This window comes from Faecalibacterium sp. OM04-11BH (assembly GCF_003482185.1).
Taxonomy (GTDB): domain Bacteria; phylum Bacillota; class Clostridia; order Oscillospirales; family Ruminococcaceae; genus Faecalibacterium; species Faecalibacterium tardum.
Genome location: NZ_QULS01000001.1, coordinates 89,882 through 114,325, shown reverse-complemented (window position 1 = coordinate 114,325; position 24,444 = coordinate 89,882). Strand labels below are relative to the sequence as shown.

18 protein-coding genes are annotated in these 24,444 nt (G+C 55.5%); 15 read left to right on the top strand and 3 right to left on the bottom strand.

The features are described 5' to 3' along the window. The 8 genes from DXB44_RS00505 to DXB44_RS00470 form a co-directional block, all read left to right on the top strand. Positions 1-1,091, top strand: a 1,091-nt coding sequence (locus DXB44_RS00505) for an SPFH domain-containing protein (RefSeq protein ID WP_118657524.1), incomplete at its 5' end; no start/stop codon positions are given. A 98-nt stretch (positions 1,092-1,189) separates the two neighbouring features. Next, complete coding sequence (locus tag DXB44_RS00500; RefSeq protein ID WP_118657357.1) at positions 1,190-2,281, top strand: hypothetical protein; 1,092 nt, start codon at positions 1,190-1,192, stop codon at positions 2,279-2,281. A gap of 14 nt (positions 2,282-2,295) precedes the next feature. Then, the gene (locus DXB44_RS00495; protein WP_118657356.1) at positions 2,296-3,141 is read left to right on the top strand and encodes a TPM domain-containing protein; all 846 of its coding nucleotides are present in this window, start codon (positions 2,296-2,298) and stop codon (positions 3,139-3,141) included. A gap of 186 nt (positions 3,142-3,327) precedes the next feature. Next, on the top strand, positions 3,328-5,625 hold the full coding sequence (locus DXB44_RS00490) for an ATP-dependent Clp protease ATP-binding subunit (protein WP_118657355.1): 2,298 nt from the start codon (positions 3,328-3,330) through the stop codon (positions 5,623-5,625). Between the two features lie 87 nt (positions 5,626-5,712). Next, a complete protein-coding gene (locus DXB44_RS00485) occupies positions 5,713-6,696 on the top strand; it encodes a diacylglycerol kinase family protein (RefSeq protein WP_118657354.1) in 984 nt (327 codons plus the stop codon). A 281-nt stretch (positions 6,697-6,977) separates the two neighbouring features. Further along, complete coding sequence (locus DXB44_RS00480) at positions 6,978-7,265, top strand: co-chaperone GroES (RefSeq protein WP_005923585.1); 288 nt, start codon at positions 6,978-6,980, stop codon at positions 7,263-7,265. 46 nt (positions 7,266-7,311) lie between these two features. After that, positions 7,312-8,946 carry a chaperonin GroEL gene (groL, locus tag DXB44_RS00475; protein WP_118657353.1) on the top strand — a complete coding sequence of 545 codons (1,635 nt, stop codon included), beginning with the start codon at positions 7,312-7,314 and terminating at the stop codon, positions 8,944-8,946. Positions 8,947-9,128: 182 nt separating this feature from the next. Further along, complete coding sequence (locus DXB44_RS00470) at positions 9,129-9,512, top strand: type II toxin-antitoxin system antitoxin SocA domain-containing protein (RefSeq protein ID WP_243110992.1); 384 nt, start codon at positions 9,129-9,131, stop codon at positions 9,510-9,512. Between the two features lie 58 nt (positions 9,513-9,570). Here DXB44_RS00470 and DXB44_RS00465 read toward each other — a convergent pair whose 3' ends face one another. The 3 genes from DXB44_RS00465 to DXB44_RS00455 all read right to left on the bottom strand — a co-directional run bounded on the left by DXB44_RS00465 (position 9,571) and on the right by DXB44_RS00455 (position 11,632). After that, complete coding sequence (locus tag DXB44_RS00465; RefSeq protein ID WP_118657352.1) at positions 9,571-10,344, bottom strand: DUF3037 domain-containing protein; 774 nt, start codon at positions 10,342-10,344, stop codon at positions 9,571-9,573. A gap of 4 nt (positions 10,345-10,348) precedes the next feature. Continuing rightward, positions 10,349-11,173, bottom strand: a complete 825-nt coding sequence (locus DXB44_RS00460; protein ID WP_118657351.1) for a HipA family kinase — start codon at positions 11,171-11,173, stop codon at positions 10,349-10,351. Between the two features lie 156 nt (positions 11,174-11,329). After that, positions 11,330-11,632 (bottom strand): helix-turn-helix transcriptional regulator, encoded by a 303-nt coding sequence (locus DXB44_RS00455; RefSeq protein ID WP_118657350.1) that lies wholly within the window; start codon positions 11,630-11,632, stop codon positions 11,330-11,332. Positions 11,633-11,806: 174 nt separating this feature from the next. Between DXB44_RS00455 and DXB44_RS14730 the strand changes: the two genes are divergently transcribed. The 7 genes from DXB44_RS14730 to DXB44_RS00420 all read left to right on the top strand — a co-directional run bounded on the left by DXB44_RS14730 (position 11,807) and on the right by DXB44_RS00420 (position 24,349). After that, positions 11,807-13,822, top strand: coding sequence for an Eco57I restriction-modification methylase domain-containing protein (locus DXB44_RS14730; protein WP_243110991.1), 2,016 nt, complete (start codon positions 11,807-11,809; stop codon positions 13,820-13,822). Beyond that, a complete protein-coding gene (locus DXB44_RS00445; RefSeq protein WP_199680534.1) occupies positions 13,822-17,130 on the top strand; it encodes a DEAD/DEAH box helicase family protein in 3,309 nt (1,102 codons plus the stop codon). The genes DXB44_RS14730 and DXB44_RS00445 overlap by 1 nt, the downstream gene beginning before the upstream one ends. Positions 17,131-18,250: 1,120 nt before the next feature. Continuing rightward, positions 18,251-19,273: a hypothetical protein gene (locus tag DXB44_RS00440; RefSeq protein ID WP_243110990.1), complete on the top strand. Its 1,023-nt coding sequence runs from the start codon at positions 18,251-18,253 to the stop codon at positions 19,271-19,273. Between the two features lie 53 nt (positions 19,274-19,326). Further along, positions 19,327-20,619 (top strand): virulence-associated E family protein, encoded by a 1,293-nt coding sequence (locus DXB44_RS00435; protein WP_243111002.1) that lies wholly within the window; start codon positions 19,327-19,329, stop codon positions 20,617-20,619. 278 nt (positions 20,620-20,897) lie between these two features. Next, the gene (locus DXB44_RS00430; protein WP_238057119.1) at positions 20,898-21,119 is read left to right on the top strand and encodes an excisionase; all 222 of its coding nucleotides are present in this window, start codon (positions 20,898-20,900) and stop codon (positions 21,117-21,119) included. Positions 21,120-21,246: 127 nt separating this feature from the next. Continuing rightward, a complete protein-coding gene (locus tag DXB44_RS00425) occupies positions 21,247-22,401 on the top strand; it encodes a site-specific integrase (protein WP_118657347.1) in 1,155 nt (384 codons plus the stop codon). A 352-nt stretch (positions 22,402-22,753) separates the two neighbouring features. Beyond that, positions 22,754-24,349: a penicillin-binding transpeptidase domain-containing protein gene (locus tag DXB44_RS00420; RefSeq protein ID WP_118657346.1), complete on the top strand. Its 1,596-nt coding sequence runs from the start codon at positions 22,754-22,756 to the stop codon at positions 24,347-24,349. The last annotated feature ends 95 nt before the right edge of the window (positions 24,350-24,444 follow it).

Here is a 24,444-nt window from a genome sequence, read left to right as displayed (position 1 = left end):
GTCTGGCTGCTACCTTCCAGACCGTAGCCAAGCGCTTTACCTACGGCGGCGACACCGGCAAGGACCAGCGGGTGTACTACATCAACACCAAGGAGCTGGGCGAGATCCTGTACGGCACTGCCACCCCCATCCCGTTCCGCGTGGTGGTCAGCGAGGAGCGGGGCTATAAGCTCTCGGTGAATATTCGCTGCAACGGCAGCTTTACTTACCGCATCTGCGACCCGCTGCTGTTCTACACCAACGTGTGCAGCAACGTTTCTAACCAGTACGACGCCTCGGAGCTGGCTCCCCGCCTGAAAAGTGAGCTGATGAACGCTTTGCAGCCGGCGCTGGCCACCCTTTCTGCCAACAAGGTGCAGTATTATGAGATCCCCGCCCACACGCTGGAGATCTCGGACGCCCTCAACGAGCAGCTGTCCAACGTCTGGCGCAAGAAGCGCGGTATTGAGGTGTTCTCCTTCAACATCAACTCCCTGTCCATCCCGGAGGAGCAGCAGAAAAAGATCACCGAGTGGGAAGAGAACGCCATGACCACCGATCCCACCACCGCCGCAGCCCGTCTGGTGGGCGGTCAGATCGACGCCATGAAGACTGCTGCAGGGAACACCGCCGGTGCTATGACCGGCTTTATGGGCATGGGCATGGCAGCCGGTGCAAACGGCATGAACGCCCAGAGCCTGTTCGCCATGGGGCAGCAGCCTGCAGCACCCCAGCAGCAGACTTCTGCCACCAACAGCTGGAAGTGCAGTTGCGGCGCTATCGCCACCGGCAAGTTCTGCCCGGAATGCGGCAGCAAAAAGCCGGAACCGAAGCCCGCTGCGGACAGCTGGACTTGCAGCTGCGGTGCTACCGTTACTGGCAAATTCTGCCCGGAGTGCGGCAAGCCCCGCCCGGCGGCAGCAGAGGGCTGGACTTGCAGCTGCGGCGCCGTGAACAAGGGTAAGTTCTGCTCCGAGTGCGGTAAACCCAAGCCTGCCGGTACCCCCAAGTATAAGTGCGACAAGTGCGGCTGGGAGCCGGCAGACCCCGCACATCCGCCCAAGTTCTGCCCGGAGTGCGGCGACCCCTTTGACGACAACGACCGCAGCTGAACCCGGCGCACAGCCCGCCGCACAATAACCGATCACGCTGCGGGGCAGGGCAGAAAAGCAAATAAGCCCTTGCCCCGCAGACTACAGGAGGAAACACTATGGCAGGAATGCTGGAATATAAGTGCCCCTGCTGCGATGGTGCGATCCGGTTCGACAGCACCACCCAGAAGATGAAATGCCCCTACTGCGACACCGAGTTTGAGGTGGACGCACTGAAGGGCTACGATGAAGATCTGAAAGACCAAAAGCCCAGCAAGATGAACTGGGCCACCCCCGGCGGCAGCTGGGCAGAGGGCGAGACCGCCGGTCTGCATACTTATGTCTGCAAGAGCTGCGGCGGCGAGATCGTGGGCGACGACACTATGGCCGCCTCGGCCTGCCCCTTCTGCGGCAACCCCATCGTGCTGACCGGACAGTTTGCCGGAGACCTGCGCCCCGACCTGATCATCCCCTTCAAGCTGGACAAAAAGGCCGCCAAGGCAAAATTGCAGGAGCACCTCAAGGGCAAGACCCTGCTGCCCAAGGTGTTCCGCAGCCAGAACCATATCGACGAGATCAAGGGCGTGTATGTGCCCTTCTGGCTGTACGACAGCGACGCCGATGCTCAGCTGCGCTTTACCGCCACCCGCACCCGCTTTTGGTCGGATGATGACTATGATTACACCGAGACCAGCTACTACTCTGTGCGCCGGGATGGTGTGCTGGGCTTTGACGCGGTTCCGGTGGACGGCTCCTCCAAGATGGAGGACGACCTGATGGAATCCATCGAGCCGTTTACCATGAGCGATGCCGTGCCCTTCAAGACCGCGTATCTGGCGGGCTATGTGGCCGATAAGTACGATGTGGACGCCCAAAAGAGCATCAAGCGCGCCAACGAGCGTATCCGGCAGTCCACTGAGGACGCCTTTACCCAGACCGTTACCGGCTACGACTCCGTGAAAATGGAGAACAGCAGCATTCAGCTGCATGGCGGCAAGGCAAAGTATGCGCTGTTCCCGGTCTGGCTGCTGAGCACCAGCTGGCAGGGCAACAACTACATTTTTGCCATGAACGGCCAGACCGGCAAGTTTGTGGGCAACCTGCCGGTGGATAAGGCCGCTGCCCGCAAGTGGACGCTGGGTCTTACAGCAGCCGTTGGTGCCGCATCCTATGCGGTGATGTGGCTGCTGTGGCTGGCCGGTATTTTGTAAAGGAGGGACGGAAGATGAAAAAGACTGTTACCCCGCTGCGCTCCCTCTGCGCTGCGCTGGCCGCACTGGTGCTTTTGTTGGCGCTGGCTGTGCCGGCCTTTGCCGCAGACGGCTTTGCCGACCTGTACTACCGCGTGAACGACAGCGCGGAAGTTCTGACCGAGGATGAGGACGGCGAGCTGGAAGCTTCGTTGGAGGAGCTGAGCGTCCGCCAGAGCTTTGATGTGGTCGTTGCCACCATCGACTCGCTGGAAAGCGAGGGCTACACCAGCATGGAAGAATACGCCGATGACCTGTACGACTACTGCCAGTTCGGCTACGGTGAAAACCGGGACGGCGTGCTGCTGCTGGTAAGCATAGGCGACCGCAAATGGCATATCTCCACCTGCGGCTACGGCATTACCGCCTTTACGGATGCCGGCATCCAGTACCTTGGCGAGCAGATGACCCCCGATATGGCAGACGGTGATTACGCCGCTGCCTTCCGCACCTTTATCCAGTGGACGGATGCGTATGTTACCGCCGCCCGCGAAGGCCACCCCTACGATGTGGACAATATGCCGCATGAGCCCCTCTCAATCCTGTATCTGGGTTTGGCGCTGGTCATTGGTCTGGTGACTGCACTGATCGTGACCGGCGTGATGAAGAGCCGGCTCAAGAGCGTGGCACCGCAGCGGGACGCAACCAGCTATGTGCGGCAGGGCAGCATGAAGCTGACCAACCAGCGGGATCTGTTCCTGTACCGTGACGTGCACCGCACCGAGCGGCCAAAGGAGTCCAGCTCCAGCGATTCCGGCGGCAGCTCCACCCACACCTCCTCCAGCGGCACTACCCACGGCGGCGGAGGCGGTTCGTTCTGAAAACGTTCCCCGCAAGATAAAATCTCAAAAAACGATCCGCAGCAGCCGGACGCATCCGCGCCCCCGGCAACCACTGCGGATCGTTTTTTACTTTTCTGCCGCCCGACACAAACAACTGATTTTTTCTGCGCCTTTGGGGCTATACTTCCAGTGCAGACGATTTTATATGCAGCAAGGAGCAGACACATGGGCATTTGGGAAAATCTGGGTATTGGCAGCTACCGGGGCTTTTCGCGTCCGGCGGCACGGCTGCTGCAGCAGGCGGTGCAGCTGGCGGGGGATCTGGGCTGTGAGCAGGCAGATACCAGCCACCTTTTGCTGGCAATGCTGCGGCAGCAGGGCGCTGCGGCGCAGTTTCTCACCCGGAAAAACATCACCGAGCCAGAGGTACGCCGCCAGCTGGCGCAGCGGCGCAGCGCCCCGGTACAGCGGCTGACCCGGCAGTCCATGGCACCGGACCTGCGCCGCACCATGGACTATGCGCTCATCGGGGCACAGAACGCCCACGTCAGCCGGGCAGAGCCGGAGCACCTGCTCTGCGCCATGCTGGAAGATGACGGCTGCGCCGCCGGGTTGCTGCTGGCGGAGATGGGGCTTTCGCTCACCGAGGCAGTGCGGGAGTGCCGTCAGCTGAGCGGACAGTTCGTGCTGCCCGCCCAGCCCCGGGTGTCGGCCAGCATCCCCCGGGGCAGCCGCGCCAGCGATAAATATTGCCGCGATTTGACCCGCCGTGCCGCCGAGGGAGAACTGGACCCGGTGTTCTGCCGGGAAGCGGAGCTTGACCGCATGGTGGAGATCCTGTGCCGCCGCCAGAAAAACGACCCCTGTCTGATCGGCGAGCCGGGCGTGGGCAAAACGGCGCTGGCCGAGGGTCTGGCGCTGCGCATTGCCGCCGGGCAGGTGCCCAGAGCGCTGCAAGGGCGGCGGCTGCTGGCGCTGGATATGGCAAGCTTGGTGGCGGGCACCAAATACCGGGGCGATTTTGAGGAGCGTCTGAAAAACCTGCTGGAAGAGCTGGTGCGGGACGGCACTGCCATCCTGTTCATCGACGAGTTCCACACCATCGTGGGAGCCGGTGCCGCCGAGGGTGCTATTGACGCTGCCAGCATCTTAAAACCGGTGCTTGCCCGGGGCGAGTTGCAACTTATCGGCGCCACCACCAATCAGGAGTTCCGCACCCACATCCAGAAGGACGCCGCGCTGGAACGCCGCTTTGGCCGGGTGCAGGTGGAAGAACCCACCCCCGCGCAGGCGGTGGAGATCCTCAACGGCCTTGCGCCCCGCTACGAGCGGTATCATGGCGTGCGACTGCCGCCGCAGACCCTGCAGGCGGCGGTGGAGCTTTCGGTGCGGTATCTGCCCGGCCGCTGTCTGCCGGATAAGGCCATCGACCTTGTGGACGAAGCCTGTGCGGCGGCGCGCATCCTTGCCGAAAAGGAGCAGCGCACCCAGCCGGTGCTCAGCCCGGAGGACATCGCCCGGGTGGTGGCAGCGGCCAGCGGCGTGCCCGCCCAGCGGGTGGGCGAACAGGAGCGGGAGCGGCTGGACAAGCTGGAAAGCCGTCTGAACGCCGAGATCGTCGGCCAGCAGCGGGCAGTGGCTGCGGTGGCCGGGGCTATCCGGCGCAGCCGCACCGGTCTGGGCGAGCCGGGGCGGCCCATCGGTGCTATGCTGTTTTTAGGGCCTACCGGCGTGGGCAAGACCGCACTGGCGCGGGTACTGGCGGTCAGCTGGTTTGGCAGCGAGAAAGCGCTGCTCAAATTTGATATGTCGGAATATCAGGAGCAGCACACCGCCGCCCGGCTGCTGGGCGCACCGCCGGGCTACCTCGGCCACGATGAGGGCGGTCAGCTGACCGAAGCCGTGCGCCGCCGCCCGTACAGTGTGGTGCTGTTTGACGAGATCGAAAAAGCACACCCGGATATCCAGAATATCCTGTTGCAAATTTTGGAGGATGGTCAGCTGACCGATGCCATGGGGCGCAAGGCAGATTTCCGCAACACCATTGTGCTGCTCACCTCCAACTTGGGCGCACGCTTCTTAGCGGGGCAGAACGCGCCGCTGGGCTTTGCCGCCGGGGCAGAAGCGGTGTTTGAAAAGCAGTCCGCACAGGCTGTGGAGGAAGCCAAAAAGTGGTTCCGGCCGGAGCTGCTCGGGCGGCTGGATGAAGTGATCGTGTTCCGCCCGCTGGCAGAGGAAAACCTCTGCGCTATTGCAGAAAAAATGCTCTGCCAGCTGGAGCAGCGCGCCGCCCGCAGCGGTTACCGGCTGCGCCACACTCCGCAGGTGGGGGCGGCACTGGCTGCCCGGGCGCAATCGGCCTACGGTGCGCGGGAGCTGCGCCGTCAGGTGGACAGAGCAGTGGAACAGGCGCTTGCAAACCGCATTGCCGCCGGAACTGCCTGCGTGGGGCAGCACTGGACAGCAGAATGCGCCGCCGATGGCAGCATCGTTTTGCGGGAGGATGAAACGGTTACCCTGTAATAAAACAGCAAAATACCGGTTTTGCTTGCAACCGGCACGGTTTTCGACTATTATAGAGGAAATAGAGTTACAACACGGAGGACCCCGATGCACACGCTGTTTCTTCTCAACCCCGCAGCCGGAAAGGCCGACTGTACCCGCACCCTGCCGCAGCAGATCGCGGCAGCAGCTGCCGGTGCCGGGCTTGCCCCGGAGGACTACACCATCCGCGTCACCACCCACGCAGGCCACGCCCGGGAATTGTCCCGCGCAGCCGCCGCTGCTGCCCAAAAGGCCGGGGTAGAGCTGCGCGTTTTTACCGCCGGCGGTGATGGCACCTTCAACGAGGCACTCACCGGTGCCCACGGCTTTGATAAAACCGCCGTGGGCTGTCTGCCCTATGGCAGCGGCAACGACTTTCTGCGCACCTACGGTACAAAGGAAGAGTTTCTGGATCTGGACGCCCAGCTGGCCGGCGGGGCAGTGCCCATCGACCTGATGCGCACCAGTCTGGGGCTTTCTGCCACCATCTGCGCCGCCGGTCTGGATGCACAGGTGGCCTACGGCATCCCCAAGTTCCGGCGCATCCCGCTGTGCGGCGGCGAGGCAGCCTATGCGCTGTCCATTGTCCAGCAGCTGTGCGGGCATATCGGCCGCAGGGTGGAGTACGTCATTGACGGCGAGGTGCTGACCGTGGACTGCCTGATGTGCGCAGTGTGCAACGGCCGCGCCTACGGCGGCGGCTTCATGGCAGGGCCGGAGGCACAGCCGGATGACGGCTGGCTGGATGTGTTCATCGTGCGCAAGGTCAGCCGTCGGGTCATTGCAAAGCTGCTGATGCTGTACAAAAACGGTCAGCACTTTAAAAATGGCCAGCTGACCGAGGCCGCAAAGCCCTACTTTATCTACCGCCGCGCAAAATCGGTCAGTCTGCGGGCAGCAGATGACCGTGGGCCCATCATTGCCACCGTGGACGGCGAGTGCGCCCCCTGCAAGCAGGTGTCAGTACAGGTGCAGCCGCTGACAGGCCGCGTGCTGCTGCCGCTGCCCGCCTACCAGCGCTTTACCGCCAAAAAAGCAGGCGTAAGATAAAAAGCACTGCCGCAAACCTTACCATCGGAACAGAACGCAGCCGCTGTGCAAAAATTGTGCAGCGGCTGCGTCTTTTTTACGTGGCAGGGTACGATTTTTGGTCGTCATAAATTCTTAACAAAGAAAAATTGCAAAACCCCTTGATTTTTCAGGGCAAGATGAGTACAATACACTTAGCACTCAGAGAAAAAGAGTGCTAAACCACTGCGGAGCATACACAAAGCCTCCGTAGGACGCAACAAAGTTTCAAATAAATTCAATATAATTGGAGGGCAAGAATTATGAAGATCATTCCTCTTGCAGACCGTGTTGTCATTAAGACTGTTGAAGTCGAGGAGACCACCAAGGGCGGCCTGATCCTGACCGGCAGCGCAAAAGAGAAGCCGCAGGTGGCACAGGTCATCGCGGTAGGCCCCGGCGGTGTCGTGGACGGCAAGGAAGTCAAGATGACCGTCAAGGTCGGCGACAAGGTCCTCACCAGCAAGTACTCCGGCACTGAGGTCAAGGTGGACGGTGAAGAGTGCACCATCGTGCGCCAGAGCGATATTCTGGCTGTTGTGGAAGACTAAGCTTTCCCTTTTCAATTGAGTTTGCATTATAAAGGAGCGATTTATTATGGCAAAGCAGATCAAGCAGGGCGAGGACGCCCGCAAGGCACTGTGCGCTGGTATTGATACCCTGGCTAACACCGTCAAGATCACCCTCGGCCCCAAGGGCCGCAATGTGGTGCTGGGCAAAAAGTTCGGCGCACCGGTCATCACCAACGATGGCGTGACCATTGCAAAAGAGATCGAGCTGAAGGACGAGTTCGAGAACATGGGCGCACAGCTGGTGCGTGAAGTTGCAACCAAGACCAACGATGCTGCAGGCGATGGCACCACCACCGCTACCGTGCTGGCACAGGCCATGGTCAACGAGGGCATGAAGAATGTTACCGCCGGTGCCAACCCCATGGATATCCGCCGCGGCATGAGCAAGGCTGTTACCACCGCTGTGGAGACCATCAAGGCTCACAGCCAGAAGGTGAAGGACAGCAACGATATCGCCCGCGTCGGCACCATCTCTGCCGGCGACCCCGAGATCGGCCGTCTGATCGCCGAGGCTATGGAAAAGGTCACCTCTGACGGCGTTATCACCATCGAGGAGAACAAGACCACCGCCGAGACCTACAACGAGATCGTGGAAGGTATGCAGTTCGACCGCGGCTACCTGACCCCCTATATGGTCACCGATACCGACAAGATGGTGGCCGATCTGGACAACGCTGCTGTCCTGATTACCGATAAGAAGATCAGCGTCATTCAGGATCTGGTTCCCCTGCTGGAGCAGGTGATGCAGAACGGCATGAAGCTGCTGATCGTGGCTGAGGATATCGAGGGCGAGGCTCTGTCCACCCTGATCGTCAACCGTCTGCGCGGCACCTTGAACGTTGTGGCCGTCAAGGCCCCCGGCTTCGGTGATCGCCGCAAGGAGATGCTGCAGGATATCGCTATCCTGACCGGCGGCACCGTGATCTCCTCTGATCTGGGCTATGAGCTGAAAGACGCTACCGTCCAGATGCTGGGCCATGCCCGTCAGGTGAAGGTGACCAAGGAGAACACCACCATTGTGGGCGGCGCAGGCGACAAGGACGCCATTGCAGCCCGCATTGCTCAGATCCGCAGCCAGATTGAGGCCGCTACCAGCGACTTTGACCGCGAGAAGCTGCAGGAGCGTCTGGCTAAGCTGGCCGGCGGCGTGGCTGTCATCAAGGTCGGTGCTGCTACCGAAGTTGAGATGAAGGACAAGAAGCTGCGCATCGAGGATGCTTTGAACGCTACCAAGGCAGCTGTGCAGGAGGGTGTTGTGGCCGGCGGCGGTACCGCTCCCATCAATGCCATCCCCGCTGTGCGCGCTCTGTGCGACACGCTGGAAGGCGACGAGCGCACCGGTGCCAAGATCGTGCTGAAGGCTCTGGAGGCTCCTCTGCGCCAGATCGCCAAGAACGCCGGTCTGGAGGGCAGTGTCATCATCGACAAGATCGTCTCTGCCAACAAGCCCAACTACGGCTTCGATGCCCAGAACGAGGTCTTTGTCGAGGATATGATCGCTGCTGGCATCGTGGACCCGACCAAGGTCACCCGTTCCGCTCTGGAGAATGCAGCCTCCGTCGCTGAGATGGTGCTGACCACCGAGAGCCTTGTTGCTGACCTGCCGGAACCCCCGGCTCCCGCCGCACCTGCCGGCGGTGACATGGGCGGCATGTACTAATAACTGCCTAAAAACCGCATGAATCCTTGATTTTTGGAGCGCGCAAAAGCGGATTTACGCCAAACTTACGCCACTTACGCCAAAAATCAAAGCGCACTATAGGGTAACAAAATCGGCACTCGCTGAAAAGCGGGTGCCGATTTTTTGTGTCTAGGGGATTTGAAGACTCATGAAACCCACTGATGGATTCTGCGAGCGGCAGACTGTCAGCGGCTTTATTGTTGCTGTATTATATTCAGGGCAACTATGCAGCGATTTACGACAAACCGCTGTTTGATGCCCCCTTTGTGCCGTTGAAGGAGAGCGCACTGCCGCTCAACCCGGAGGCCAAAGAAGTGGTAGACCGGGTGCTGGATACCTTTGGTATGTACAGCGGAAAGGTTCTGGAAAGCATCACCCACAAAGAAGCCCCTTGGCTGGATGCCCGGAAGGGATTTCTGCCGGACGAAACTTCTCATGCAGAGATTTCGCTGGATGCGATGAAGGCGTACTTCAAAAAGGTGGATGAGAAGTATGGCATTCGGATGGAGGATGGGCTAAGAAAGTATATTGTAACGATGATATAAAAATGCCCGATTCTTAGTAGTTTTATCTTGCTGCTAAGAATCGGGTATTTCAGATTATTTATACATCTGGAAGTTCTGATAAAGTGTCAAGCCATTTAAGTCCATCGGTCCACGAATAAATACAATCGCTACTGTCTTTAAAAATATTAAGGATCATCTGAAGTTCTTTGGAAGCGGATTCATCTGAATTGAAATTGTAGATAATAACAGTCTTAACATCTTTAGGTGAATGCTGACAATTCCATGCCCACGCTTTAACACTGGTTATTATGCGGTTGAGATCTTTTCCATTCAGCCAGAATAGTTTGATGCCATAATTGTTAATTCGAAAATCGTATCTTATAGGTTCAGAATAACTTCCCCATTCTCTGACATTCCGCCTGAAATCTACATTACCCGTTTTGAGGATTTTGGTCATGAATTGAAGCTCTTCTGCATGAGAAGGACGCTTTTCTTTAGCAAAATCCTGCGGAAGATACATGCGGAATAATTCTTCCAAAGTTGAATCGAAATCATGGTAGGAAAAAGTCATTATTCTGCTAAAATGATATTCGTTACAATAAAATTGAACGAATTTTTGAATATCGAAAATTTTATCGTAATTTTCCAATGTAATACTTGCCTTGTTTTTTATGCCCTGAAGGATGAGCTTCAGCATATCCAAGTCTAAGCTATCATCGAATTCTGCAATGCGAGTCATCTTCTTTGTTGGAATAAAATCAACAAAAGGTTCAACATCTGATGCAGCTAAGACACCAAGATTAATGCTTTCGCCAGAAACAAGCGAAGGCGAATATTGTAAGATAGAATATTTTAGTTTCTTTTCACACATACAATTACCTCCCTCCTTGTTCTACAGACGAACAGAAAACGTTGATGTTTTGAACTCGATTATACAGATACTCGCATAGCAGTAACTTTTCATCTGATGTTATAAAATTGTTCCATGCAGACGGGATAGAGTCAATTACAGACTTTAAAGCATCATATGTCAGTATCTGTTTTATAGATTGTGCATCAGTGTACAGATTTTCTAATTGTAGTACAGGTTGAAAAGTATTGTACACCTCTCCATTGCCTTTTTTATCCAGGAGATGAATGCCTGTATAATCCTTTGCAAGAATTTCTTGTTTTAGCGTGGTTGCGTTCCAACCACGCTGAGAATTAAAAATATTACTGTAGTCAATTGCATAAAAATTTCTATCTTCTGATGAGAAAAGGACATTTCCTGAATGACGATCTACATTGCAAACAATGTAGTCTAAGAGGAGCATAAGGCTAATATTTGCAGCATTTCTCATCACAGGAAAATAAATAGAATCCATGGGAACTGCCTTTGAAACTAAAGATGAGAAAAAACATAGACCGAAGTTTTGAGAATCAAAGCAAATATTACCAAATTCGACGGCCTTTAAAAAACGAGCATCATATTCGCTCTTGTCGTCCAAGAGGCAGCAACCGAATGGTGGGACAGGAGCAGATATAATATTGGCAATACTATAGGCTACCCATTCATTAATAAGAACATGATTTCCTAAAGGGTTAAAAGGGTATTTAACAACAGCCAATGAATTGTTAGTGGATAATACGCATGAAAGGGGCATAGTAACACCAGCATCGTATACCTTAACAATCTGCATGACATGAGGAACCGTACCCATCACCACTTCCTTACTTGATACATATTATTATAGCATTCTGGTGGATTCTTGTCGATACGTTTTGATTGGACTCTTTTTACATTTTAGAAAAGCATTTTTGGACAAAAACACTAAAATTAACAGCCGCCCAGCGACCTTACGGTCTCGCTGGGCGGCTTATTTTTTGCGTTTCCACAACAGATATTCTTCGTAGCGGTGCATCTCGTTCTGTTCTTCTTCGGTCAGGCGCTGGCGCTGTTTGCGGGCTTCGTCCGAGGGGTCGATGTCGGTCAGGCCCAGCAGGTAGTCGGCGGAGGTGCCGTAGAGCTTGCAGATGGCAAGCAGCGCGTCACTAGGAGGCAAGTTCTTTTCCTGCTCCCATGCACGGACAGCCCAGACCGAAAAGCCAATCTTATCTGCAAGGATTTGCTGCGTGTCATCATTTAACTTGCGAAGTTCAGCTAGCCGTTCCCCGAACATAGTTTTCCCACCCTTCTTTACCTACTAGTATATGTGGCACTACTACTTTCTATAAAAAGTGGTGTAAATATGCTAGACATGAACAAAAGTAGCAGTATAATACTAGTATAGGGCGAAACTAGTGAAATGATGCTACTTCCGCCGCAACGCTAAGGCAAAGCGAGGAATACCCCGTTGGAACAACTGATCGACTTTCACGCACCGGAAGTGCAGGCGGTGCTGGATACACTTCTAAAAGACCACTCCACCGGTAAAAACATCATCTGGGCGACCGACCCGCCGGAAGAGCTGCAAACGGTAATGTACGAACCTGTCACGGATAGATCCCAGATCACCACCCAGCAGCTTGGGCTGACCCACTACGAGGTGGTGCTGCCCCGGATGATGAAGCAGACCGACACCCAGCAGCAGCGCACCCGCAAAAAGGGCGAAGTGTTCAGCCCGGCATGGGTCTGCAACAAGATGAACAACGCACTGGACGCCGACTGGTTCGGTGCACTGGGGACAGAGCAGACCACCGGACAGTTCACGGTGGAACTGCCCCAAGGCTGGCAGACGGTGGAAACACCGGTGCAGTTCCCGGCTTGCGGGGGCAAGACTCCGGCATGGGTGCAGTATGTGCAGAGCCGCCGCTTGGAGGTGACCTGCGGCGAAGCCCCCTTTCTGGCGTCCCGGTACGATGCCGCCACCGGCGAGATGATCCCGGTAGCTCGGCGCATTGGCATTCTGGACCGCAAGCTGCGGGTGGTAAGCGAGAACGCCGCCACAGAGGAAGAGTGGCGCAAATATGCCACCCATGCGGTGCAGTCAACCTACGGCTACGAGTATCAGGGCGATAATCTTTTGTTGGCGCGGGTCAACCTGCTGCTGACCTATGCAGAGCACTTGCAAGCCCGCTGGCAGCGCAAGCCCACAAAAGAGGAACTGCAAGCCATCGCCAACATCATCAGCTGGAACCTGTGGCAGATGGACGGCCTGCACCTGTCTGTGCCCGGCGGCAAGCCTCAGCCGGAGGCAGAACAGCTTGACCTCTTTTCCATGTTCGGGGCGGCAGAGCCGCAGCCGCCCACGGTATCCTGCAAAGTGAAAAACTGGCGCAAGGGCAGCCATGGAACGACCCAGAACTTTGAAACCATTCAGGAAGGGAGTACCAGCATGAAGTTTGATTATGTCATCGGAAACCCGCCGTATCAGGATGAAACCCTTGGCGATAACAAAGGGTTTGCACCGCCAGTATATAACAAATTTCTGGATGCGTCTTATGAAATTGCAGATAAGGTGGAAATGATTCACCCTGCACGGTTTTTGTTCAATGCTGGCTCTACGCCGAAGGCATGGAATGAGAAGATGCTGAGTGATCCGCACTTGACAGTCTTGCATTATGAATCTGATAGTTCAAAAATCTTTGCAAACACAGATATTAAGGGCGGTGTTGTAATTACATACCGCGACAAAGTGAAGAATTACGGTGCGATTGAGCATTTTATTGTGTTCGATGAACTAAGAAGTATTGCTCGTAAAATTGGAAAAACAGACTATGTATCGTTAAGTAAGGCGATTTATGCAGCAGAATCGTATCGTTTCACAGAAACGATGCACAAAGAGAACTCAAGCGTGGAGTCTCTGCTAAGTAAAGGTCATAAATACGACTTCAAGTCGAATGTTTTAAGTAAACTCGATAATATTGTGTTCTTCTCTGAAATGCCGAAGGACGGAAGTTCTTACATAAAGATTTTGGGTCTGGACGGAAGCAAGCGCACAGAGAAATGGATTAGAAAAGATTACGTCCGTGTCCCTGAAAATTTTGGGAGTTATAAGGTTTTTATCTCCAAAGCAAACGGTAGTGGTGCTTTTGGCGAAACTCTCTCAGCACCGATAATTGCTGAACCGGGCATAGGACATACGCAGACATTTATGTCTATTGGAAAATGCGAAAGTGAACAAGAAGCTATCGCAATAACAAAGTATGTAAAAACAAAATTTGCAAGGGCAATGCTTGGGGTACTAAAAATTACGCAGGACTGTCCGGCACCAAAATGGAAATACGTTCCCCTTCAAGATTTTACCGCCCATTCCGACATTGATTGGAGCAAGTCGGTGGCGGAAATTGACCAGCAGCTTTACCGTAAATATGACCTGACCGCGGACGAGATCGAATTTATCGAGACCCATGTAAAGGAGATGGCATAATGGCTGGCATAACCCTGCGCACTGCCCGGCAGGTGGTGCCCATGATCTACGCCTATACCACCCCGGAAATTGCCCGGCACAACGGCTGGACGAAGATCGGCTACACCGAGCAGTCGGTGGACAAACGCCTGAAACAGCAGACCCACACAGCCGATGTGCTGTACCATGAGGAGTGGCGGGGCAATGCCGTCTACGATGACGGCAGCGGCGAGGTGTTCACCGACCACGATTTCCACGCCTACCTCCGCAAGCTGAATGTGGAGAACGACCGCAAAAACGAGTGGTTCCATCTGGATGGACAGCAGTCCCGGCGGTATTTTCAGGATTTCCGCATGAACCGGGGCAGGGTGCAGCTGGATGCCGCCATCGCCTACACCCTGCGGGAAGAACAGGCAAGGGCTGTCCGCGACACCAAAATCTATTACCAGAGCCACCCCGGCGGAGAATACCTCTGGAACGCCAAGCCCCGCTTTGGCAAGACCCTTTCCGTCTACGATTTCTGCAAGCAGGTCGATGCACAGACGGTGCTTATCGTCACCAACCGCCCAGCCATCGCCAATAGCTGGTACAGCGACTATGTGCGCTTTCTCGGCAAGGAGTCCGGCTATCTGTTTGTCAGCCATGTGGATGCCCTTGCCGGGCAGCCCCATGTGCTGGACGAGCAGGGCTATCTGGATGCCGCCGCACAGGGGGAGGAACTGTATAAGCGCATTGAGTTCGTCAGCCTGCAGGACATGAAAGGCTCGAAGTATTTCGGCGGCGAGTACGACAAGCTGCGCCACCTGACCGAGCTGAACTGGGATGTGCTGGTCATCGACGAAGCCCACGAGGGCGTGGACACCTACAAGACCGACCTTGCCTTTGACCGTATCCGCCGCAAGTTCACGCTGCACCTGTCCGGCACGCCCTTCAAGGCGCTGGCGAACGACAAGTTTGCCGGGGATGCCATCTTCAACTGGACCTACGCCGACGAGCAGGCCGCCAAGCGGAACTGGCAGGGCGCACCGGGGCAGCAGAACCCCTACGCAAACCTCCCCATGCTCAACCTCTACACCTACCAGATGTCCGAGATCATCCGGGACAAAATTCAGCAGGGCGTGGAGATCAACGGCGAAACGCAGGAATTTGCCTTTGACCTGAACGAGTTCTTCAAGGTAAAACCCAGCGGCAGCTTTGAACACGACGCCGAGGTGGACCGCTTTCTGGATGCTATGACCACCCAGAACAAATTTCCGTTTTCCACCCCGGAACTGCGTGCCGAGCTGAAGCACACCTTCTGGCTGCTGAACCGGGTGGACAGTGCCAGAGCGCTGGCGAAAAAGCTGCAGGCGCACCCGGTATTCCGGGACTATGAGGTGATCCTAGCCGCCGGTGACGGCAAGCTGGATGACACGGACGAGAACCAGAAGAGTTTTGACCGGGTAAAAGCCGCCATCGCCCACCACGAAAAGACCATTACCCTGTCGGTGGGGCAGCTGACTACCGGTGTGACTATCCCGGAGTGGTCGGCGGTGTTGATGCTCTCCAACCTGAAAAGCCCGGCGCTGTATATGCAGGCAGCGTTCCGTGCCCAGAACCCCTGCCTTTTCCACGAAAACGGCACCTTCCGCCGCAAAGAGAACGCCTATGTGTTCGATTTTGACCCCGCCCGCACCCTGCTGATCTATGAGCGGTTCGCCAACGACCTTTCACAGGACACCGCCAGCGGCAAAGGCGACACCGAGGAGCGCAAGGCGCACATCCAGAATCTGCTCAACTTCTTCCCGGTCATCGGCGAGGACGAGGAAGGGGAGATGATCCCGTTGGATGCAGAAAAAGTCCTCAGCATCCCCCGGAAGATCAAGTCCAAAGAAGTGGTGCGGATGGGCTTCCAGAGCAATTTTTTGTTCCAGAACATTTCCAACGTGTTCAGTGCGCCGCAGGAGGTGCTGGACATTCTGCAAAACTTCCAGCCCATCAGCGAGGCAAAGGCAAAGCCCATCCAAATCACCCCGGAGACCGGCGCAGACCTCTCCCTGAACGACAAGGGCGAGGTGGATTTGGACGAGGGTTATGTCATCGGCAAGGCAGCGGATGTGTTCGGGGAAAAAATTTACGAGAACACCCCGGCACTGGACACCGCCCTGCAAGATCTGACAGATGCCCCGGCTCCTGCCAAAGAAGAGCATCTGGAACCCCTGAAAAAGAGCATCACCAAGGAGATCATCACTCCTATGGTGGAGCAGGCAAAGCAGGAGTATGGCCGCGACCTGAAGCTGTCCGACCAGAGGCGGTTTGAGAGCGCCGCCAAGGCCAAAATGGACGTGGCGGTGAACAAGGTGGTGGACAACTACCGCATCGACCAGAGCCAGCTGGAGACCCAGCGCACCCAGCAGCTGCAAAGCTGCACCACTGCCCAGCAGCGCCAGCAGGTGAACCGGGAGTTTGACGCAAAGCAGCAGCAGAGCACCGCCGCCCTGATGGAGACGTTGCAATCCACCATCCAGCAGACGGCGCAGGAGATGCAGCAGACCATCGTGCGCACCGTGGAGACCAACCAGAAGGAGCAGGAGAAAAAGGGCTACGAGGACACCGTCCGTGACCATCTCCGGGGCTTCTCCCGCACCATCCCGTCCTTCCTCATGGCCTATGGCGACGAGACCGTGACACTGGCAAATTTTGACCAGATCATCCCGGACAAGGTCTTTCAGGAGGTCACCAGCATCACGCTGGAGCAGTTCCGCTTTTTGCGGGACGGCGGGCCGTATATCAACCAAGCCACCGGACAGGAGGAACACTTTGCAGGCCACCTGTTCGACCCGGTGGTGTTTGACGATTCGGTGAAGGAATTCCTGAACCTGAAGGTCAAGCTGGCGGATTACTTTGACGAGAGCCGCACCGAGGATATCTTCGACTACATCCCGCCCCAGAAAACCAACCAGATCTTTACCCCCAAGTGGGTGGTGAAAAAGATGGTAGACCTGCTGGAACAGGAAAACCCCGGCTGCTTCGATGACCCCGGCAAGACCTTCCTCGACCCCTACATGAAGTCCGGCCTGTACATTACGGAAATCGTCAAGCGCCTCTACCGCAGCGAGAAGATGCGGCAAATCTTCCCGGACGATAACGCCCGGCTGGAGCATATCTTTGCCAAGCAGGTCTATGGGCTTGCCCCGACCGAGATCATCTACCGCATTGCCATCAGCTACATTCTGGGCTTTGCAAAGGATCACGGCATCACTGCCCACCATATCCGTCAGGCCGATACGCTGGAATTTGCCAAGGCGGGCACCATGGAAAGGGAACTGGATAAGATCTTCAGAGACTGACAAATAGAATACGGCATAAAACCAAAGGCGGCTGTCTGCATGGGTGCAGATGACCGCCTTTTTGTGCTATACGATTACGAAAACGGACGAATTTGTCAGTTCTCGTTACATCGGAGCCGGACGAGCTGTCCATTCCAGGACAGCTTGCCCGGAGCAAGAGTGCAGAGAGGTGCGGGTCGCCTGCGGCGACCTCAAAAGGCCACTGGCCTTTTGAAGCACCGACCGAGCCGACAGGCGAGACCAGCTCTTTGAAGGGAGTCAAGGGGGAACGCCTTGCCCAGTGATATGATGCTGTGCGTCATATCCTACTGGGTATTATCTGGCGCAAAATGGCGGCAGATCCAGCAGCTCCGCTGCTGCGCACTCTCCCGGCAAGCTGTTGAAATGAAAGAAGCTCCTGCTAAACCTTATACCAAAATCAGGAAAAAGTAATCAAAACGGTTTCACTTAGGGGGACAATAATAGGCCTACGAAGCCCACGACTTTTGCAATTTCAGGTGCTATGATAATTACAGAGATGCAGCATCTTAATGATTCCCCGCAAAGAAAGAATAGGGATGCAACAAGAAATGGGAACGATGCTTCCTACTTTCACCGAAAATTAGGAACTCTCAGTTCCTGTTCGATTCCAAGTTTCTCTGTTATACTTTTCTTGCAGAGCGAAAGCAAACTCTTCTAAGCGGAAAGCGACAAACGCCATGATCTCCCACTGAGGGAAGGAGCGATAGGTCACTTTCTTTGCAGTATGACAACCACATAAATCCTTTTTTGAAAGGACTACCTCTCGATTCCGAGAGAAGATTTCAAGACTTGATCTTGAAATGCATGACCCTTTGCTTGGAAGAATTGTATTACTCTTGTGATCTAATAGCATGAGTGACCGTACACAAAAATACAGGAAAAGAGGGATGTCTATCTGAAATTAACACGACACAATGGACGAGCCGGAACCCACGGCACCTATAACCCCAAGCACAATGACCGCAGTTTCAACCTTTCCAACAGCGAGCACATTGACCCGGAACGAGCTAAAGGTAACATCTACTGGGACTGCTATCATGGCATCCGTTCGGCATCCGACAAGGATAAACAGACTGCCGCATTCAGCGATGTGGAGAAGATGTTCTATGAAATCCATTACGCTCACTTTGTGGAGAACCAGAACGCCCGCAATGCGAAGATTCGCCACACCGAGCGCAATCGAACCATAGAGGACTTGCTTGCAGGTAAGAAAACCTGCCCGGAAGAAACCATCTACCAGTTCGGAACGTTGGACGAACACGCATCGGTGGAAGACCTGGTTTTAGTGGTGACAGAGTTTATGTCCGAATTTCATGAGCGCTTCGGCACTCATGTTCATCTGCTGGACTGGGCACTGCATCTGGACGAAAGCACTCCCCACATCCATGAGCGTCATGTGTTCGACTGCGAGAACAAGTACGGCGAGGTGGCACCCCAGCAGGAAAAGGCATTGGAAGCACTGGGCTTCGAGCTGCCCGACCCGGACAAGCCCCTCAGCCGCCGCAACAACCGCAAAATCACCTTCGATGCCGCCTGTCGAAAAATGCTGTTTGAGATTGCAAAACGTCATGGGTTAGATTTGGAGGAAGAAGCGGAGTACGGCAACCGCAAATATCTGGAAAAGCAGGACTTCATCCTTGCCAAGCAGAAGGAGAAGCTTGCCACCCAGCAGAGCAAGCTGGACGAGCTGACCCTGAAAGTTTCGGATATGGAGACCCTGCTGGAAAATGTTTCGGCTACGGCCTATGACAAGGCGGTGGAGGTCGTGACGGACGTGGTACGCACCGAGACCCGCAAGGAAGATATGCGGATGATCGAGGACACGAAGAAGTGGGTGCTGTCCCCGGAACGCAAGGCTCCGCAGGCCACGAGGGAATACGCCGCCCATCGGTTGGACACCGTGCTGGACAAGTTCTTCAAAACCATGCAATCTACCGCTACACGTCTGCAGGAGAAGCTGCTGAAGTCAGAAGTTCGGCAGAAAGGCAAGGAGCAGGTCAAGGAGAAAGCACGGGATTCGGTTCTGCAACTGCTGAACCGCCTGCAGGCAGAACAGACCCAGCGGAAGCCGTCTGTCCCGCCTACCGCCGAAAAGTCAGAAACACGAGGTGATGTTTATTGAGCAAAAAAGTCAACGAAGAACGTACTCCCAGAACCGTTGCGGACGTAAAAGAAATGCTGACCAAGCACTCCAACGGCGAGATCCAGCGGACGATCCAAAACTGCATCACGATTCTGCAGAACGACCATGTGCTTGCCGATGCCATCCGGCTGAACCTGTTGAGCGAGCGCATCGACATTGTAAAGCCCGTGGGCTGGCCGAGATCTGGCAAGACGCTGAACGACACCGATATGAAGTATATCCTGCGGCGAATGGAGAAGTACGGCATCTCCAGCGAAAAGAAAATCGAATCTGCTATCCGTATTGTTGCAAACGAGAACCGCTACCATCCCATCCGAGATTACCTGAACAGCCTAAAATGGGATGGGACTGAACGGATTCCCCATGTCCTGTACCATTTTCTCGGTGCTGCGGAGGACGAGTACACTTGCGAAGCTATGAAGATATTCCTGCTGGGAGCCATCAAGCGGGTGTTCCAGCCGGGATGTAAATTTGAAACCATGCTCTGTCTGGTGGGCGGGCAAGGTGCAGGAAAGTCCACCTTCTTCCGGCTGCTAGCGGTCAAGGATGAGTGGTTCTCGGATGACCTGCGGCGGCTGGATGATGACAACGTGTACCGCAAGCTGCAAGGTCACTGGATCATCGAAATGTCGGAGATGATCGCCACCGCCAATGCCAAGAGCATCGAGGAGATCAAGAGTTTTCTCAGCAAGCAGAAGGAAACCTATAAAGTTCCCTACGAGACCCATCCTGCCGACCGTCTGCGCCAGTGCGTCTTTGCCGGTACGACCAATCGGCAGGATTTTTTGCCCCGTGACCGCACAGGCAACCGCCGCTTCATCCCTGTTCCGGTGGATGCGGAACTGGCTGAGACCCACATTTTGGACAACGAGGAGGATTCCCGTGCCTATATCGACCAGCTTTGGGCAGAAGCCATGACGATTTACAACAGCGGCAACTACAAGCTGGCGTTCAGCCCTGCCATGCAGGAAACTCTGCAAGCCCACCAGCAGGACTTCATGCAGGAGGATGCACAGGCGGGCATGATCTACGCCTTTCTGGAGGACTACGCAGGTGACCGGGTGTGTTCCAAGCAGCTCTATGCAGAAGCACTGGGCAACACCAATATCCCGGCAGAGTGGGAGACCCGCGCTATCTGTGAGATCATGAACACGGGAATTTCGCGCGGCGACATTCAAGGCTGGCAGGCTCACAAAACCGCCAAGCGTTACCCGAAGTACGGCGTTCAGAAAGGCTGGGAGCGCGTAACCAGCCCCGAAACCGGGGCTGAAGATTTCTCCGAGATAACGGATGCGGAAGCCAAGCAGCTGGGCTTTCCCTTCTGATGAACAGCGGTTACACGTCTGGTTACAGATTCGGTTACGCCCCAGTTACAGCCCAAAAGCCGCATGACTGCTGCGTTTTTCTCTTTCTGTAACCATGTAACCTTAAAAAGAGAAGAAAAAGTATAAAGTCCACCGAATGTCCTGCGTACAGAAAAAGAGAGTTTTCCTGCCCGGTTACAGGCGTTCGGTTACAAGGAATTGGAGGCTTGCCTATGAAGGAAGTTCGCGTTTGCGAAGCAATGAAGTCCCCGGTGGGGACTTTAAGCGACGGAACGGTCTTGCATCAGCAAGATGGAGGGACCAAGTCCCGACAAGTTCCGATTTGGGAAAAGAGCAATTTAACGCTGGAAGAAGCTGCGGCTTACTCCGGCATTGGCATCAACAAACTGCGTGAAATTACGAATGAAGATAAATGCAAATTCGTCCTTTGGGTGGGAAACAAGCGTCTGATCAAACGTCGCCTGTTCGATTGCTTTGTCGAGCAAGCATATTCTATTTGAGAGGTTGCCAAAGGCTGCAAATGTGAAACCGTCCTTTTCTCATTCGCTGCGGGTGGAAATCGCATGGTTGATGTGTTATACTGACACTGACCTTATAGATGCGCTTTTCACAGAAAGGAGTTTCTAAATGTCTGAAAAGCGCAAAGATAGCAAGGGTCGTGTTTTGAAGGATGGCGAAAGCCAAAGAGCAAACGGCACCTACGACTATCGTTATACCGATATCCACAAGAAACGGCGTTGTATTTACGCTAAATCCCTGACAGAGCTGCGGAAAAAAGAGGAAGAACTGTGGCGCGATCTGGCAGACGGCATCGACTACGCCGCCGGAGAGATGACGGTGGCTGATCTGGTTGACCGCTATATGAAACTGAAACGTGGGTTGAAACCCAATTCACTTCGGTCGTACAACACAGCGGTCAAGCGGATTCATGCTGACCCTTTCGGGCAAAAAGCCATCAAAACGGTAAAATTGTCCGATGCGAAAGGCTGGTTCGTGTTTCTGCATGACAGCGGTTTCAAGCAAAACACCATAGGAATCCTGCAAAGCGTTGTCAGACCGGCGTTTGAGATGGCGGTGGAGGATGACATCATCCGCAAGAATCCATTCAAGTTCAAGCTGTCGGACGTTGTGCTGAAGGACGCTTATGTGCGCAATGCCCTGACCAGAGAGCAGCAGGAAAAATATCTGCAATTCGTTCAAGACTATGGCGGCAACTATTATGATGATATCGTCATTCTTATGGGAACCGGCTTGCGTGTGAGTGAGTTGTATGGCCTGACACAAGCAGATATCGACTTTGAACGGCACTGTATCCATGTCCGGCGGCAGCTTTGCCGGACGGCTGAAAAACCCTACTTTGTCACACCGCCGAAAACAAAAAGCGGTATCCGCAATGTTCCCATGACAGATACTGTTTGTGCAGCGTTGCGGCGTGTAGTAAAAGCCAGAGCGTCCACGAAAGTGGAAGCGCTGGTGGATGGCTGCAGCGGATTCCTCTTTCTGGACAAGTCCGGAATGCCGAAGGTGGCAATGCACTTGGAAAACTATATGCGTGGCATGCAGGGAAAGTTTGAGAAGGTGTACGGTAAACCTGTTCCGCGCATTACACCTCATGTGCTGCGACACACCTTCTGCACCAATGTTCAGCAGGCCGGGCTGGATGTAAAAAGCCTGCAATACCTGATGGGACACTCCAATGCCAGTGTGACGCTGGATGTCTACACGCACAGCAGCTTTGAATCGGTTGAAAGAGCCTTTGAACAGATCGCCGGCAACCTGTGATTTTCGACGCATGAAGCGGAATTGCTTACGCCGAAACTTACGCCAAAACTTACGCCAATCACCCGGTAAGTGGCGTAGATTTGCGTAGAAAAGCGTGGATCGTGCAAAAACGGAGAATCTGGAAAAATCGGCTTGTGGCCTTGATAATTCTACAAAAGTCTACGTTTCCCGATATTCGTGATTCGGCTCCAAAAGTGTGGTTTGGAAGGGCGGCATGTACTAATCCGTACCAGTCTTCCTTAATAAGATACGCCAGAGAGGCGGAATTTCTCTTCGGAGAGGTTCCGCCTCTTTTATGTATACCCCGCACCCCTGCTGCCCACCCTAACAGCAATGGAAAGGTGGTGGCTTCATGTCCGGCAAACGGGTATTGGCAGTGTATGCCGCCTTGCTGCTGGGGTTTGCGGTGGTGTTGTGCCGGTTGTATCTGCTGGCGCTGCACCCCGCCTATGCTGCACGGGCGGCGGCGCAGAGCACGGTCACCCTGCAACTGCCCGCCCGGCGGGGCAACTTTTATGATGCGCAGGGGAGGCTGCTCACCGGTCTTGAGGAGCGCTGGCAGGTGGTGTGCTTTCCCGGGCAGGGAAACTACGACCGCCTGTATGCCTGCACCGATGCCGCCGGACAGGCGCTTTTGTACCGTAGCCGCAGCCGCGCCGCCCCGTTTTTGCTGGAGGTGAACTGCGACCCCACTCGTCTTGGTCTGAGCGGTTACCTCACCGCCCGGCGGTATGCCGCAGTGCCGCTGTGTCAGCATCTGGTGGGCTATCTGGATAGCACAGGTCATGGCGCTGCCGGGCTGGAAAAGGCGCTGGACGCCGTACTTTCCGGCACAGGGGAGCACAGCAGTCTTGTCTGCGCCGTGACGGCGCAGGGTACGATGCGCACCGGAGAAACACCTAAGCTTTTGCAAGCCGACAGCGGGGCGCTGGGCGTGCAGCTGACCATCTCCCGCCCGGTGCAGCGGGCGGTGGAGGCAGTGGCAGCGAATACCATGACGAGCGGCTGCATTCTGGTGTTGGATACCGCCACAGCGGCGGTGCGGGCAAGCGTCAGCGTGCCGTGCTACGACCCGGAGCGCCTTGCCGACAGTTTGCAGGCAGAGAACAGCCCCTTTTTGAACCGGGCGCTGCAATGCTACGCGGTGGGGTCAGTGTTCAAGCCGGTGCTGGCGGCGGCTGCACTGGAAGCGGGCTTGCAGCCGGTTATCGAGTGCACTGGCGCAGTGGTAGTGGATGGACAAATTTTTCGCTGCGCGGGCGGGGTGCCGCACGGGCAGGTTGACCTTGCTGCTGCGCTGGAAAAAAGCTGCAACGGCTATTTTATCCGTCTGGGGCAGCAGCTGGGCGCAGAAAGTTTGCTGGATGCCGCTAAAGCTTTCGGCTTTGGGCAGAGCCTGCCGCTGGCAGAAGGACTTGCCGCCGAGGCCGGGCAGCTGCCCACCCTGCAGGAGCTGGCGCAAAGCGGGCAGCTGGCTAATTTCAGCTTTGGGCAGGGCAGTCTGCTGGCAACACCCATGCAGGTGGCGGCGCTGTTCAACACCCTTGCGGCGGACGGCGTATACCGCGCTCCCTATGTGCTGCAAGCCACGCTGGACGAGACCACCGGACAGCCGGTGGAGACCCTCAGCCACCCCCGGGGACGGCGGGTGATTCCGGCGCAGAGCGCAGCGCTTTTGCGCGCCATGCTGGTACAGGTGGTGCAGCAGGGCACCGCGCAGGATGCCGCCGGGCTTTCCGGCGGGGCGGGCGGCAAGACCGGCACCGCCCAGACTGGGCAGTTCACTCCGGAGGGCACCGAGCGCTGCAACCTGTGGTTTGCGGGGTTCTGGCCGGCAGAAAAGCCCCGCTATACCATTGTGGTATTGCAGGACGGTGCGATCCACACCGCGTACTCCGGTGCGGATATCTTTGCGCAGGTCTGCAACGCGCTGGAAGCGGCGGGATAAATGCGCGGATTCTACTTGCAATTTTGGCTTTGTTATGCTACTATATAGTTGTATTTTTGCGTGGTTTTCCGTATTTACAAATAAAAGGAGCGTTA

Coding starts and splice junctions, on each gene's coding strand:
- DXB44_RS00490 (WP_118657355.1), top strand. CDS start 3,328: ATGGGCATTTGGGAAAATCTGGGTATTGGCAGCTACCGGGGCTTTTCG.
- DXB44_RS00445 (WP_199680534.1), top strand. CDS start 13,822: ATGGCTGGCATAACCCTGCGCACTGCCCGGCAGGTGGTGCCCATGATC.
- DXB44_RS00425 (WP_118657347.1), top strand. CDS start 21,247: ATGTCTGAAAAGCGCAAAGATAGCAAGGGTCGTGTTTTGAAGGATGGC.
- DXB44_RS00495 (WP_118657356.1), top strand. CDS start 2,296: ATGAAAAAGACTGTTACCCCGCTGCGCTCCCTCTGCGCTGCGCTGGCC.
- DXB44_RS00480 (WP_005923585.1), top strand. CDS start 6,978: ATGAAGATCATTCCTCTTGCAGACCGTGTTGTCATTAAGACTGTTGAA.
- DXB44_RS00465 (WP_118657352.1), bottom strand. CDS start 10,344: ATGTGTGAAAAGAAACTAAAATATTCTATCTTACAATATTCGCCTTCG.
- DXB44_RS00440 (WP_243110990.1), top strand. CDS start 18,251: ATGTTCTATGAAATCCATTACGCTCACTTTGTGGAGAACCAGAACGCC.
- DXB44_RS00460 (WP_118657351.1), bottom strand. CDS start 11,173: ATGGGTACGGTTCCTCATGTCATGCAGATTGTTAAGGTATACGATGCT.
- DXB44_RS00455 (WP_118657350.1), bottom strand. CDS start 11,632: ATGTTCGGGGAACGGCTAGCTGAACTTCGCAAGTTAAATGATGACACG.
- DXB44_RS00420 (WP_118657346.1), top strand. CDS start 22,754: ATGTCCGGCAAACGGGTATTGGCAGTGTATGCCGCCTTGCTGCTGGGG.
- DXB44_RS00470 (WP_243110992.1), top strand. CDS start 9,129: ATGGATTCTGCGAGCGGCAGACTGTCAGCGGCTTTATTGTTGCTGTAT.
- DXB44_RS00485 (WP_118657354.1), top strand. CDS start 5,713: ATGCACACGCTGTTTCTTCTCAACCCCGCAGCCGGAAAGGCCGACTGT.
- DXB44_RS00435 (WP_243111002.1), top strand. CDS start 19,327: ATGCTGACCAAGCACTCCAACGGCGAGATCCAGCGGACGATCCAAAAC.
- DXB44_RS00500 (WP_118657357.1), top strand. CDS start 1,190: ATGGCAGGAATGCTGGAATATAAGTGCCCCTGCTGCGATGGTGCGATC.
- groL (WP_118657353.1), top strand. CDS start 7,312: ATGGCAAAGCAGATCAAGCAGGGCGAGGACGCCCGCAAGGCACTGTGC.